Below are 14757 nucleotides of genomic sequence, written 5' to 3'. Positions count from 1 at the left end.
AGAGGGTGAATATATGAAACTTTCTACAAAAGGAAGATATGGAGTTAGAGCTATGGTTGATTTGGCTTTTAACTATGGAGGTCCCCCGACATCAATAAAGACTATATCTAAAAGACAAAATCTTTCAGAGTATTATTTAGAACAACTATTTAGTCCACTTAGAAAAGCTAATATAATTAGAAGTGTAAGAGGTGCTCAAGGCGGATATGTTTTATGTAAGCCACCTTCAGAAATAACAGTAGGTGATATTATGCATGTTCTAGAAGGACCTGTTGAAATAGCTGATTGTATTGATGGGGTAGAGTGTTCTAACGTTGATAGTTGTGCAACAAAGTTATTGTGGCAAAAGATAAAAGATAGTATAGATGATGTTATGAATTCAATTACTTTAAAAGATATAATAGATGATTATGAAACAAAGAGAACTTTAATTGAAATTGTCGATAGGAGTGAATAAACAATGAGAAACGTATATATGGATTATGCGGCTACAACTTATGTAAAGCCTGAAGTGCTAGAAGAAATGTTACCATATTTTACGAAAAATTTTGGTAATCCATCTTCTTTTTATGGAATATCAAGAACAACTAAAATGGCTATAGATGAAGCAAGAGCAAAGGTTGCAAAAGCATTAAATTGTGAAGCTAATGAAGTGTATTTCACAGGTGGTGGATCAGAAGCTGATAACTGGGCAATAAAAGGTATTGCTTCTGCTCATAAAAATAAAGGTAATCATATAATAACAACAAAGGTAGAACATCATGCTGTTCTTCATACATGTCAGTATTTGGAAAAGAATGGGTTTGATGTTACTTACTTAGATGTTGATAAAGAAGGTTTTATTAATTTAGAAGATTTAAAAAATGCTATAACAGATAAAACTATATTAGTTTCAATAATGTTTGCAAACAATGAAATTGGAACAATTCAACCAATTAAACAAATTGGGGATATATGTAAAGAAAGAAATGTTTATTTCCATACTGATGCTGTTCAAGCAATTGGAAATGCTCCCATTGATGTAAAAGAAATGAATATAGATATGTTATCATTAGCAGGCCATAAAATTTATGGACCTAAAGGTATCGGTGTTTTATATATTAAAAAAGGAATAAGGATTGAAAACTTGATTCATGGTGGTGGTCAAGAAAGAACAAGAAGAGCTGGAACAGAGAATATAGCATCTATAGTAGGTCTTGGTAAAGCTATTGAATTGGCTACAGCAAATTTAGAAGAACATATTAAGACAATGAGTGAATTAAGAGATAGATTAATAGATGGACTACTTGAAATACCATATTCACATCTAAATGGTCCAAGAGGAGAAAAGAGATTACCTGGTAATGTAAATGTAAGATTTAGATTTATAGAAGGTGAATCAATTCTTCTATCTTTAGATTTTGAAGGAATATGTGCGTCAAGTGGAAGTGCTTGTACATCAGGATCATTAGATCCATCACATGTATTATTAGCAATTGGATTACCACATGAAGAAGCACATGGATCGTTAAGATTAACACTAGGGGATGGATCTAACATAGAAGATATAGACTATGTTATAGAAACATTACCACCTATCATTCAAAGATTAAGAAATATGTCACCATTATGGGAAGACTTTTTAAAGAAGGGAGAAAATTAATATGATATATACAGATAAAGTAATGGATCACTTTAGAAATCCAAGAAACGTTGGAGAAATTGAAGACGCAAATGGCGTAGGTGAAGTTGGAAATGCTAAGTGTGGAGATATAATGAAAATATATTTAAAAGTTGAGGGTGATATCATAAAGGATGTAAAATTCAAAACTTTTGGATGTGGATCAGCAATAGCATCATCATCAATGGCAACTGAAATGATAAAAGGTAAGACTTTAGATGAAGCATGGGAATTAAGTAATAAAGCAGTAGCGGAAGCATTAGATGGTCTTCCACCAGTAAAGATGCATTGCTCAGTATTAGCAGAAGAAGCTATTCATAAAGCTATAAATGATTATAGAGCTTCTCATGGATTAGACGTAAAACCAATGAAAGAACATGATCATGATGAATTACATAACATGGTTCATGGAGAAGAATAGATGAGTTTAACTAAGAAAAAAGTCTTAGTAGGTATGAGTGGCGGAGTTGATAGCTCCGTCGCTGCATATTTATTAAAAGAACAAGGCTATGAAGTAATTGGTGCTACAATGCAAATTTGGCAAGAAGATAAAGAAGCTGAAGAAAGAGAAGGCGGTTGTTGTTCACTTTCAGCTGTTGAAGATGCAAGAAGAGTATGTGATAAGTTAGATATACCTTTTTATGTTTTAAACTTTAGAGATTCTTTCAAAAAAAAGGTTATTGAACCATTTATTCAAGAGTACATAGATGGAAGAACTCCTAATCCATGCATTGAATGTAATAAGCATTTAAAGTTTGATGAACTTTTAAGAAAAGCACAAGGAATAGGGGTAGACTATATAGCAACAGGTCATTATGCTAAAATTGAGAAAAAAGATGATAGATATATGTTGATAAGATCTGATGATGACAGAAAAGATCAAACATATGCTTTATATAACTTTACTCAAGATCAGTTAGCACATACACTTATGCCTTGTGGTGAGTATACTAAAGACAGAATAAGAGAAATAGCAAAAGAAATAGGATTAGCTGTTCATAATAAAAAAGACAGTGAAGAAATATGTTTTATTTCAGATAATGATCATGGTAAATATATATTAAATGCTAAACCTGGTGCTGTAAAGAGTGGAAACTTTGTTGATAAAAGTGGAAACATACTTGGAAAACATAAAGGTATTGTATATTATACAATTGGTCAAAGAAAAGGTCTAGGTCTTTCAGTTGGTAGACCTGTGTTTGTTACTGATATAAATCCTAGAACAAATGAAGTAGTAATAGGAGCAGAAGAAGATATTTTTAAAACAGAATTAATAGCGGGAGATTTGAATTTTATTACTTTTGATAAATTAGAAAAAGAAATAGAAGTTGAAGCTAAGATAAGATATTCTGCAAAACAGGCTAAAGCTACTATAGTACCATTGAAAGATGGTAGAGTTAAAGTTGTATTTAATGAAAAACAAAGAGCTATAACAAAGGGCCAATCAGTTGTTTTCTATAACGGAAATATAGTTATTGGTGGTGGAGTAATAGAGGCTATTATTTAAAAAATAAGATTCTTTAAGCAATGATACTAGAAATTTTCATAGTATCATTGCTTTTTTACTTACTATGATTTAAATATGNNCATATTTAAATCATAGTAAGAATTAAATTATTGCTTATGGATATAATAGGGATTATGAAGATGAAATTTTAATATATGGCTCTGGATTAAATGTGTGTTGATATATACAATAGGTAAAGTTTAATTACTCGTCTATTTTGCTTATACATATATCAATATTCTGCTAAAATACAATCTAATATATTTAAGGAGTAGTAAAAGTGAAATATGATTAGAACTAAAGATTTTTATTTAAAGAAAATATATAATTTGGATGGTAAAAAAATAGGGAGTGTAAAAGATATTTATATAAATTTTTATGAAAAAAAATTAGAGGGCTTTGAAATTTCGAATACAACTTTTTTTTCTAAAAAAAATTATATATCTATTAATGATGTTATAGATATTGGTGATGATATAGTAGCTAAAGAATTGAAAAGTGGAAATGGATTAAAATTTAAAGATATAAAAGACTTAGATGTTATGGATACACATAGTAAATTGAAAGGCGCAGTTGAAGACTTGTTAATAGATAGGAACAATTATACTATTAAAGCTATGATAATAACTTCTGGATTTATTGATAAGATTTTAAAGGGTAAAGAAGTACTGTTACTAAATGAGTGTATACTAGGTGATGATTATATACTATATACAGGAAAAGAGAATATTTCCTTTAAATCCATTCCTCACAATATGACTAAATATGAATTTGATAAAAAAGTATAAAAGTAAGTTAGTAGTTCTATTACTTACATTACTATTAATAATTTTTATATTAAGCTACGTATTTAACAATTCTATAAAGAGTATCGTAAATATGATTATGATTTCTTTTATATTAGCATATATTATAGTACCTATTAGAGATTTATTTCAAAATAAATTTAAAATTAAAAAGAAGGTTGCATCTGGATTAATAATACTAATTATACTGGGAATGTTTATTTCTTGTATAACGCTTATAATTCCTGAACTTTTTAAGGAAATATCTAATATAGGAGTTATATTTGATAATATTGCAAATTTTTTAGAAGATATATATGTTAAATTTAGAGTGGATAATTTTCCAATATTAAAATCTATTTATAATGAATTAATTGAAAAGGGAAATGCTTTATTTTTAAATTTATCTAAATCTTTATTTAATAACATTGTATTAATTGTGGAAAATATAGTTTCTTGCGCTGTTATACCTGTGGTAGTATATTATTTTTTATGTGATGGAGATAAAATATATAATAAATTATTATTTATATTACCAACAGAAAAAAGAGAAGTAACTAAAAAAATTTTAAATGATATAGATAAAGTTTTAGGAAGGTATATTACAGGGCAAGTTTTTCTGTCTCTTATAATTGGTTTTTTAACATTTATATTACTTATGGTATTTAAAGTTAAATTTCCTATATGGATTTCAATATTAAATGCAATATTAAATATAATACCTTATTTTGGTCCTATTTTTGGAGGGGTGCCTGCTGTATTAGTAGCGTTACTAGATTCACCTATTAAAGCTTTATGGGTAACTATTGGTGTATTTATTATTCAACAAATAGAAGGAAACATATTATCGCCTAAGATAACTGCTGATAGTACTGATATGCATCCTGTAATAATTATTATATTATTATTAATAGGAGATAAGTTTGGTGGTTTTGTAGGAATGCTTTTAGCTGTGCCAATAGGAGTAATAATAAAAGTTCTATATGATGATATAAATTATTATTTGTTTTGATTTTTATCACATTAAGTAATGAAGTTTAGTTATATATTGACATAATTATATATATGAAATATAATTTTTGATGAAATAATAAAATATTAAGCGATGATTAGGATTAGTAGATTTTATATGGATATTAAGAGAGGAAGTGGATGGTGCAAACTTCTTACTATATATTTCGAAGCTGCCTAGGAGCTATAAATTACTAAGTGATGTATTAATATTTATTAATGCATAATTAGGGTGGTACCGCGGAAATAATAGCTTTCGTCCCTTTGTTATAAGGGAGAGAGCTTTTTTTGTATATGAAATTATACATATGTTTTAAGTTTGAAAATCTAATAAAATCAAAAAGACAAATACATATTTATGGAGGAAAAGTTATGAAATTTACAAAGACAAATGATTTAAGAGATGCATATTTAAAATTTTTTGAAAGTAAGGATCATTTAAAATTAGAAAGTTTTTCTTTAGTTCCACAAAATGATAAAAGCTTATTGTTAATAAATGCTGGTATGGCTCCATTAAAGCCGTATTTTACTGGTTTACAAGAACCACCTAAGAAGAGAATTACTACTTGTCAAAAATGTGTTAGAACAGGTGATATTGATAATGTAGGAATAACAAGCAGACATGGTACATTCTTTGAAATGCTTGGAAATTTTTCATTTGGAGATTACTTTAAGAAAGAAATTATTCCATGGGCTTGGGAATTTTTAACTGGTATTTTAAAATTACCTAAAGAAAAATTGTATGTAACTATATATTTAGATGATGATGAAGCATATGAATATTGGACTACTCTTACTGATGTAGACAAATCTCATATATTTAGATTAGGTAAAGAAGATAATTTTTGGGAACATGGCGCAGGTCCTTGCGGTCCTTGTACAGAAATTCATTTTAGCAGAACTGATGAAGTACCAACGAATTCAGAAGAGTTTGTAGAACTTAGTGATGCAGATAAGATTATAGAAGTTTGGAATCTTGTATTCACTCAATTTGATGGTGATGGGAAAGGTAATTATGAAAAATTAGCTAGTACTAATATAGATACTGGAATGGGTCTTGAAAGACTTGCAGTTGTAATGCAAAACAAAAATAGCATATTTGAAATTGATACATTAGAAAATATATTAAAAGAAGTTGGAAATCTTGCAAGTGTTAAATATGGAGAAGACAATAAAATTGATGTGTCTTTAAGAATTATAACTGATCATATTAGATCAATAACTTTCATGATTTCAGATGACATTATGCCATCAAATGAAGGAAGAGGATATGTTTTAAGAAGATTACTTAGAAGAGCTGCAAGACATGGAAAAACTCTTGGTATTAAAGATGCATTCCTTTGTAACTTATGTGATGTAGTTATTAGAGATTGTAGTAGTGCGTATCCAGATTTAGAAGCGAAAAAAGAGTATATTAAAAAGGTTATAAAAATAGAAGAAGATAAGTTTAGAGAAACTTTAGATTCTGGTATGGAAATACTAAATAATCTTATAAGCGAATTAAAAGAAAACAATGAAAAAGTTTTAAAAGGTGCTGATGGATTTAAATTATATGACACCTTTGGATTCCCAATGGAACTTACAAAAGAAATATTAGAAGATGAAGGCTTATCTCTTGATGAGGACGGTTTCCATGAAGAAATGAAGGAACAAAGAGAAAGAGCTAGAAGTGCAAGAAAAACTTCTAATTATATGGGAACAGATGTAAAAACATTAGATATAATCTCAGGTGAAATTGAAACTACTTTTGATGGATATGAAAATGATAGCTTAATTGCTGAAGTTAAAACTTTAGTTAATGGAGAAGATTTTACAGATTCAATAACAGAAGGTAATAATGCTGTTGTAGTTACAGATGTTACTCCTTTCTATGCTGAAATGGGTGGCCAAATAGGAGATACAGGTATAATACACAATGAAAACTTTAAGGGCAAAGTTTTAGATACTAAGAAAAATATCGGTGGCAAGATAATTCATTTTGTTGAAGCTATAAGCGGAGAACTTAAAGTTGGAGATAAAGTAACATTAGAAGTTGATAATGCTAGAAGAGAAAATATAAAGAGAAATCATACAGCTACACATCTTTTAGATGCAGCATTAGTTAAAGTATTAGGTTCTCATGTTCATCAAGCAGGTTCATATGTTAGTGCTGATAGATTAAGATTTGACTTCTCTCATTTTGAAGGTGTAAAAGAAGAAGAATTATTAAAGGTGGAACAATTAGTAAATGAAGCTATAATGAGTGTTACACCTGTTAATACTACAGAAATGGACTTACAAGAAGCTAAAAATTCAGGAGCTGTAGGTATATTTGATGATAAATATGCTGAAAAAGTAAGAGTAGTATGTGCTGGAGAATATTCTAAAGAATTATGTGGGGGAACTCATATAGATAATACAGGTAAAATTGGATTATTTAAAATAATATCTGAAAATGGAATAGCAGCTGGAACAAGAAGAATAGAAGCTGTAACTGGAATGGAAGCATATAAATTAGTAAATGAAAAAGCTGAATTATTAAAACAAATTTCAGGAAAATTAAAATGTTCAGAAAAAGAAATTACAAGTAAATTAGATCAACAATCTAAAGAAATGAAAGAAAAAGAAAAAGAAATTACTAACTTAAAATCTAAATTTGCTTCAATGGAAATTAATGATATAATTAACTCAGCTAAAGATGTTAAAGGTATAAACGTAGTTACTTATGGATTAAAAGATGTTGATGGAGAAGCATTAAGAGGACTTTGTGAAAAAGTTAGAGATAAAGTTAATAATTCATTAACTTTACTTACAAGTTCAATAGATGGAAAAGTTGTAATATGTGCTATGGCTGATAAAGAAGCAGTATCAAAAGGAGCTCATTGTGGTAAAGTAATTAAAGAAGCAGCAACGATCCTTGGCGGAGGCGGTGGTGGAAGACCAGATATGGCCCAAGCTGGAGGTAAATTACCAGAAAAAATAAGTGAAGCACTTGATTCTGTTTATAAAATAGTTGAAACTTTAGTAAAGTAGTATACTTTTTAATAAATATAGGTTATAATAATATATAAGAATACTGTATATAATATAAATTTGTCATTAAGAATCATATTTCATTAATATGTGAATAAATGAATAATTTATAATAATTATGGTGATGCTATATATGGAAATAGTTTCTTTTTGATATATTGTAAGGGGGTGAGCTGCAAGAGCAGCAATCTTATGAGTAAAAATATTGAACATACAATGCAATTTGATTTAAACAAGACTAAGGAAGCTTTAACAAAAGCAATATTAACAGAGGTTTATGATTCACTACAACAAAAGGGTTATAATCCTATAAATCAACTAGTTGGATATTTAATTTCAGGAGACCCTACTTACATTACGAATTACAACGGAGCAAGAGCTTTAGTAAGAAAGCTTGAAAGAGATGAAATACTTGAAGAAGTTATAAAATCTTATTTAGAGATAAAGTAAAGAGTGCCCGTATTAGCGGGCGCTCTTATTTTTTAAGAGGTGCTTTAATTTGAGAATATTAGGTTTAGACTTAGGAAAAAAAACTATAGGAGTAGCTATATCTGATCCACTAGGCTTTACAGCACAAGGTATAACTACAATAAGAAGAGCAAATAAAGAAAAAGACATGGAAGAATTAAGAAAAATTTGTGATGAATATAAAGTAGAAACTATAGTTATAGGACTTCCTAAAAACATGAATGGAACAATAGGACCATCAGGAGAAATAGCTATGGAAATGGGCAAACTAGTAGAAGAAGCTTTAAATATAAAAGTAGAATTTTGGGATGAACGTTTAACAACAGTTGCAGCTCATAAAGCTATGCTTGAAGCAGATCTTTCAAGAAGTAAGAGAAAAAAGATAGTTGATAAGGTGGCATCAACATACATACTTCAAGGATATTTAGATAGAATATCTAAATAATATTGAAATTTATAACAGATTAATATAGACAAAGTTCTTGGTTTCATATAGAGTTATGATTAAAATATGAAAATTGAGAATGGATATCTTTAAGCATATAATTAATATACTTTAAAAGAGTAATAAATCTTGAACTTATAGAATTAAGAGTATTGTTTATATTAGTTATGTGAACAGAAAATATAAGAGTTATGGAAGGAGCATTTAAAATGCAAAAAGACGTAGAATATATAGAATTATTAGATGAACAAGGAGAACAAATTAAATTTAAGGTGATAACTTATTTCCAAATAGACGAAATAAATGGGGAATATGTTGTAGTGACTCCGGCAGAAAATGATGAATGTGATGAAGCATTTGTATTAAAAGTTATATCTGATGAAGATGGCAATGAAACTCTTGTTTCAATAGAAGATGAAAAAGAATTTGATTTAGTTGAAGAAGCATATAATCTTGTTATGTCAGAACAAGAGTAAAATTTTATAAATTAACTTATATTTTATAAAGTGAGGTGTTATTATGGAGCAATCAACTTCAATAGATATGAATGCCTTGAAAGAAGACTTAAAAAGAAAAGGGTATAAATTAACTGCGCAAAGAAGATCTATTGTTAATGCCATTATTGAGACAGAAGGAAAGCATTTAACAGCAGAAGAAATATATGATGAAGTTAAAAAAAGTTGTCCTGAAATAGGATTAGCAACTGTATATAGAACTATTATTCTTTTAGAGGAATTAGGTATAATATGCAGATTAGAATTGAATGACGGTTGTAGTAGATACGAGTTAGTTCACTCTAATGAAACTCATAGACATCATCATCTTGTATGTAATATATGTAATAAAGTCTTAGAAGTTGAAGATGATTTATTAGAGGATTTGGAAACACAAATAGAGACACAATACAAATTTAAAATATCTGATCATAGTGTTAAATTTTATGGATTATGTGAAGAGTGTCAAGAAAAAAATAAAAATGAATAAAAGAATTTCTTATAAATTAAGAAGTCTTTAATTATAAAATATTAAAAGAAGAAGGAGGGGAAACATGAAAAACGAAAGAGCTAAGGTTAAAATTATTCCTTTAGGTGGTATAAATGAAATCGGTAAGAACATCACAGCCATTGAATATAAAGAAGATATCGTAGTAATTGACTGTGGACTTAAATTCCCAGATGACGATATGTTTGGGATTGATATTGTTATTCCGGATGTTTCATACCTTATTAAAAACAAAGATAGAGTTAGAGGAATATTTTTAACACACGGGCATGAGGACCACATAGGTGCATTACCTTACGTTTTAAAACAACTTAATGTTCCTATTTATGGTACTAAACTTACTCTTGGAATCGTTGAAACAAAATTGAAAGAGCACGGTTTACTTTCAACTACAGAATTAGTTACAATAAAGCCAAGAGATACGATAAAGTTAAATAATGTTTCAGTAGAATTTATAAAAACCAATCACTCAATTGCAGATTCAGTAGCAATTGCAGTTCATACACCACTTGGAGCGGTACTTCATACGGGGGATTTTAAAATCGATTATACTCCAATTGATGGAGAAATAATGGATTTTGCAAGATTTGCAGAATTAGGTAAAAAAGGCGTTTTAGCAATGTTAGCAGATTCAACAAATGTTGAAAGACCAGGTTATACAATGTCAGAAAAAACAGTGGGTGAGAGTTTTATTAGGCTTTTTGATAATGCGAAAGGCAGAATTATAGTTGCTACATTTGCATCAAATGTTCATAGAATTCAACAAATCATAACAGCAGCACAAATTTATGGCAAAAAAGTTGCGGTATCTGGAAGAAGTATGGAAAATATAGTTCAAGTTGCAATAGAATTAGGATATTTAACTATAGAAAAAGATGTATTTGTATCTGTAGATCAAATATCAAAATATCCAAATGAAAAAATTGTTATAATAACAACAGGAAGCCAAGGAGAGCCAATGTCAGCATTAGCTAGAATGGCAGCATCTGAACATAAAAAGATAAATATAATTGAAGGTGATACTGTAATTATTTCAGCAACGCCAATTCCAGGTAATGAAAAACTAGTTTCTAAAGTTATTAATCAGTTATTTAAAAAAGGTGCTGAAGTAATATATGAGTCTTTAGAAAAAGTACATGTTTCTGGTCATGCTTGCCAAGAAGAATTAAAATTAATGCAAAGACTAGTAAAACCAAGATTCTTTATTCCAGTACATGGAGAATATAGACACTTAAAGCAACATGGAGAATTGGCTATAAGTCTTGGACTTTCAGAAAAAAATCTTTTAATACCTGAAAATGGTGATGTAATAGAAGTTACAAGAAAGAGCATTAAGAAAAGCTGTACTGTTTCAGCTGGGCAAGTATTTGTAGATGGATTAGGGGTAGGAGATGTTGGAAATATAGTATTAAGAGATAGAAAACATCTATCACAAGATGGTATATTGACTGTTGTAGTTACAATGGAAAGACATACTGCTAATGTAATTGCAGGTCCAGATATAATTTCAAGAGGATTTGTATATGTAAGAGAATCAGAAGGTCTTATGGATCAAGCAAAAGAACTTGTTAGAAAAGTTTTAAAAGATTGTGAAGAAAAGAATATTACTGATTGGGCTACATTGAAATCTAGAATGAGAGATGAATTAAGAGAACTTCTTTATGAAAAAACAAAAAGAAAACCAATGATTTTACCAATAATTATGGAAATTTAAAATTATTGGTAAAGAGTATCGTGTATAATTGAGTTGACTTTTGTAGAATAACAGTTTAAAATAAAAAACAGTGGTTATAGAAGATTGGATACTTTTTTGTATCCAATTTTCTTTTGGAGAAAAAAAGTTATAGGTTTACATAGAGTAAAAATTAAACTGTCCATACATTAAATAATTATTTTTGGAGGAATTTACATGGAACTAATAAAGAGAGAAGATATAAGAAATATAGCAATTATTGCTCACGTTGACCATGGTAAGACAACTTTAGTAGATGCCCTATTAAAGCAAAGCCATGTTTTTAGAAGTAATGAAAAAGTACAAGAAAGAGTAATGGATTCAAATGATTTAGAAAAAGAAAGAGGAATCACTATTCTTTCAAAAAATACAGCAGTACAATATAAGGATATTAAGATAAATATAGTAGATACTCCAGGACATGCGGATTTCGGTGGAGAAGTTGAACGTGTATTGAAAATGGTTGATTCGGTTTTATTAGTAGTAGATTCATATGAAGGTCCTATGCCTCAAACTAAGTTCGTTTTAAAGAAAGCTTTAGAATTAGGATTAAAACCAATAGTTGTAATAAATAAAATAGATAAACCAGATGCAAGACCAGAAGAAGTTATAGATGAAGTTTTTGATTTATTCTTAGAATTAGGAGCAAATGATGAACAATTAGACTTCCCAATCATATATGCATCAGCTAGAGAAGGTTTTGCTAGAAATAATGTTGAGGATACTAACAATGACATGATTCCTTTATTTGAAAAGATAATAGAACATGTTCAAGCACCAGAAGGTTACATAGACGAACCATTACAAATGTTAGTTACTACATTAGATACAAACGAATATGTTGGTAAAATTGCTATAGGTAAGATTCACAGAGGAAAAGTGAAGAAAAACCAAACAGTTGCCTTAGTAAAAATTGATGGAAGTACAGCAAATTATAAGATAACAAGTGTATTTACTTATGATGGATTAAAAAGAATAGAAGCAGATGAAGCAGCACTTGGAGATATAGTTGCAGTAAGTGGTGTTACTGATGCAAACATAGGAGAAACTATTGCAGATTCTCAAAATCCAGAAGCTTTACCATTTGTAAATATAGATGAGCCAACTCTTAGCATGAACTTTATGGTAAACAATTCACCTTTTGCAGGAAAAGAAGGAGAATTCGTTACATCAAGACATTTAAGAGATAGATTATTTAAAGAATTAGAAACGAACGTAAGTTTAAGAGTAACAGAACTTACACCAGATTGCTTTGAAGTTTCAGGTAGAGGAGAACTTCATCTTTCAGTACTTATTGAAACAATGAGAAGAGAAGGTTATGAATTCCAAGTTTCAAAAGCAAGTGTTATATTTAAAGAAGAAAATGGTCATAAAGAAGAACCGATGGAATATTTAACAATTGATGTTCCAGAAGAATTCATGGGACCAGTTATGGAAAAATTAGGACCAAGAAAAGCTGAAATGGTTAATATGACATCAGCTGTTAACGGATATACAAGATTAGAATTTATAGTTCCAGCAAGAGGATTAATTGGATTCAGAAATGAATTTATGACTGATACTAAGGGAAATGGTATAATGAACCATGTATTCCATAGCTATGATAGATATAAAGGTGAAATTCCAACTAGAAGTAGAGGATCTATAGTTTCATTTGGAGATGGAGAATCTATTGCTTATGGATTATTTAATGCTCAAGAAAGAGGACAATTATTTATAACATCAGGTCTTCCAGTATATGAAGGAATGGTTGTAGGTGTATCATCTAGAGCAGAGGATATAGATATTAATATCTGTAAAGGTAAAAAACTTACTAATACAAGATCTTCAGGTGCTGATGAAGCAGTAAAATTAATTCCACCATTAGAAATGAAGCTTGAACAATGTTTAGAATTCATAAATGATGATGAATTAGTAGAAGTTACACCAAAGAATATAAGAATGAGAAAAACTGTATTAGGTAGTTCTGAAAGAAAGAAATTAGTAAGCAGAAGTAAAAAATAATATAAGTTCTTATGTTTAAAATAATATAAAAAGATATTATAATAAAGTAAATGGTCTTATGACTATTTACTTTATTATATATTACGGAGGAACTTTATGAAGAAGCTTAAATCCTTTAAAAAGAACATCATATTAACTTTAAGTCTTTTTTTAATAGTTTTATGTGCTATATTATTATTTTCATATAAAAAGAGTATATCAAAACCTCTAAAGGGAAATGAAGATGTAATTTCTATAGAAGTTAGACATGGCGAAGGAATTTATTCAATATTGGATAGGTTAAATAGAGAAAATAAATTATCTAATAAGTATTTTATAAAACTTAATTTAATGTTTAATAAAAAAGACATGAATCTTCAAGAGGGGATATATGAAGTTAACTCTAATGTTAATTTGTCACAATTAATAAATACATTAAACAATCAAGAAGACAATAAAAATGTTAAGAAATTAGTAATTCCAGAAGGATATACAATAGATCAAATATCTTCTAAAATTGAAGAAGAAGGAATTTGTTCGAAAGAAGATTTTATAAATGCAATAAAGAGTTATAAATTACCAAGTTTTATAAAAGAAGATTCTAATAAGAGATACAATTTAGAGGGGTTCTTATATCCAGATACATATTTTATTAAAAATGGTTCTAATGCAGAATCAGTAGTTGACTTAATGTTTAATAGATTTTTAGAAGTATTAGTAGAAATTGAAAATGAAGATGGAATTGACATAAAAGACAATGAAATTGAAAAATTAATAACTATTGCGTCAATGATAGAAAAAGAAGCTAGATATGATTATGATAGAGATTTAATTTCTTCTGTTGTTTATAATAGATTAAAAGACAATATGAAATTGCAATTAGATGCCACAGTAATATATGGACTTGGTTATCATGTAGATGTAGTATTAAATAAGCATTTGGAAGTTAACTCCTTATATAATACATATAAATATGTTGGCTTACCAATAGGACCAATAGCAAATCCAGGTAAGGCATCTATAAGAGCTACATTATTTCCTAAAGAAACAAATTATTTGTTTTATATATTAAAAGAAGATGGATATCATTATTTTACTGATAGTTATGATGATTTTTTAAAGAAAAAAGAAGAATTGGGATATTAGTTTAGT

14 protein-coding genes and 1 other annotated feature are annotated in these 14757 nt (G+C 28.6%); all 14 genes read left to right on the top strand.

From position 1 onward, the window contains the following. Positions 1 to 13 precede the first annotated feature (13 nt). The 14 genes from NG918_RS14490 (at position 14) to mltG (ending at position 14751) form a co-directional block, all read left to right on the top strand. Positions 14 to 457 (top strand): RrF2 family transcriptional regulator, encoded by a 444-nt coding sequence (locus NG918_RS14490; protein WP_252212965.1) that lies wholly within the window; start codon positions 14 to 16, stop codon positions 455 to 457. A gap of 3 nt (positions 458 to 460) precedes the next feature. Then, positions 461 to 1642 (top strand): cysteine desulfurase NifS, encoded by a 1182-nt coding sequence (gene nifS / locus NG918_RS14485; RefSeq protein WP_252212963.1) that lies wholly within the window; start codon positions 461 to 463, stop codon positions 1640 to 1642. Between the two features lies 1 nt (position 1643). Further along, the gene (gene nifU / locus NG918_RS14480; protein WP_252212961.1) at positions 1644 to 2081 is read left to right on the top strand and encodes a Fe-S cluster assembly scaffold protein NifU; all 438 of its coding nucleotides are present in this window, start codon (positions 1644 to 1646) and stop codon (positions 2079 to 2081) included. Further along, entirely contained in the window at positions 2082 to 3167 is a 1086-nt protein-coding gene (gene mnmA / locus NG918_RS14475) for a tRNA 2-thiouridine(34) synthase MnmA (protein ID WP_252212959.1), read from the top strand. 287 nt (positions 3168 to 3454) lie between these two features. Further along, entirely contained in the window at positions 3455 to 3955 is a 501-nt protein-coding gene (locus NG918_RS14470; RefSeq protein ID WP_252212957.1) for a PRC-barrel domain-containing protein, read from the top strand. Beyond that, complete coding sequence (locus NG918_RS14465; protein ID WP_252212955.1) at positions 3933 to 4964, top strand: AI-2E family transporter; 1032 nt, start codon at positions 3933 to 3935, stop codon at positions 4962 to 4964. Before NG918_RS14470 ends, NG918_RS14465 begins: the two co-directional genes overlap by 23 nt. 84 nt (positions 4965 to 5048) lie before the next feature. Beyond that, positions 5049 to 5230: a binding site (T-box leader), on the top strand. A 105-nt stretch (positions 5231 to 5335) separates the two neighbouring features. Continuing rightward, positions 5336 to 7975, top strand: a complete 2640-nt coding sequence (alaS, locus tag NG918_RS14460; protein WP_252226767.1) for an alanine--tRNA ligase — start codon at positions 5336 to 5338, stop codon at positions 7973 to 7975. 192 nt (positions 7976 to 8167) lie between these two features. Next, positions 8168 to 8425 carry an IreB family regulatory phosphoprotein gene (locus NG918_RS14455; protein WP_003372947.1) on the top strand — a complete coding sequence of 86 codons (258 nt, stop codon included), beginning with the start codon at positions 8168 to 8170 and terminating at the stop codon, positions 8423 to 8425. Positions 8426 to 8474: 49 nt separating this feature from the next. Beyond that, the gene (ruvX, locus tag NG918_RS14450) at positions 8475 to 8888 is read left to right on the top strand and encodes a Holliday junction resolvase RuvX (RefSeq protein WP_003373859.1); all 414 of its coding nucleotides are present in this window, start codon (positions 8475 to 8477) and stop codon (positions 8886 to 8888) included. A 209-nt stretch (positions 8889 to 9097) separates the two neighbouring features. Then, entirely contained in the window at positions 9098 to 9364 is a 267-nt protein-coding gene (locus NG918_RS14445; protein WP_252212952.1) for a DUF1292 domain-containing protein, read from the top strand. Positions 9365 to 9407: 43 nt separating this feature from the next. Further along, positions 9408 to 9872, top strand: a complete 465-nt coding sequence (locus NG918_RS14440; RefSeq protein WP_252212950.1) for a Fur family transcriptional regulator — start codon at positions 9408 to 9410, stop codon at positions 9870 to 9872. A gap of 64 nt (positions 9873 to 9936) precedes the next feature. Then, positions 9937 to 11604, top strand: coding sequence for a ribonuclease J (locus NG918_RS14435; RefSeq protein ID WP_252212948.1), 1668 nt, complete (start codon positions 9937 to 9939; stop codon positions 11602 to 11604). Between the two features lie 195 nt (positions 11605 to 11799). After that, complete coding sequence (gene typA, locus NG918_RS14430; RefSeq protein ID WP_252212946.1) at positions 11800 to 13626, top strand: translational GTPase TypA; 1827 nt, start codon at positions 11800 to 11802, stop codon at positions 13624 to 13626. A 96-nt stretch (positions 13627 to 13722) separates the two neighbouring features. Further along, positions 13723 to 14751 carry an endolytic transglycosylase MltG gene (mltG, locus tag NG918_RS14425; RefSeq protein ID WP_252212944.1) on the top strand — a complete coding sequence of 343 codons (1029 nt, stop codon included), beginning with the start codon at positions 13723 to 13725 and terminating at the stop codon, positions 14749 to 14751. Positions 14752 to 14757 lie beyond the last annotated feature (6 nt).

The sequence above is a fragment of the Clostridium sp. ZBS2 genome, assembly GCF_023845855.1.
Lineage (GTDB): Bacteria > Bacillota > Clostridia > Clostridiales > Clostridiaceae > Clostridium > Clostridium aquiflavi.
This window is presented reverse-complemented; position numbering and strand designations above follow the sequence as displayed.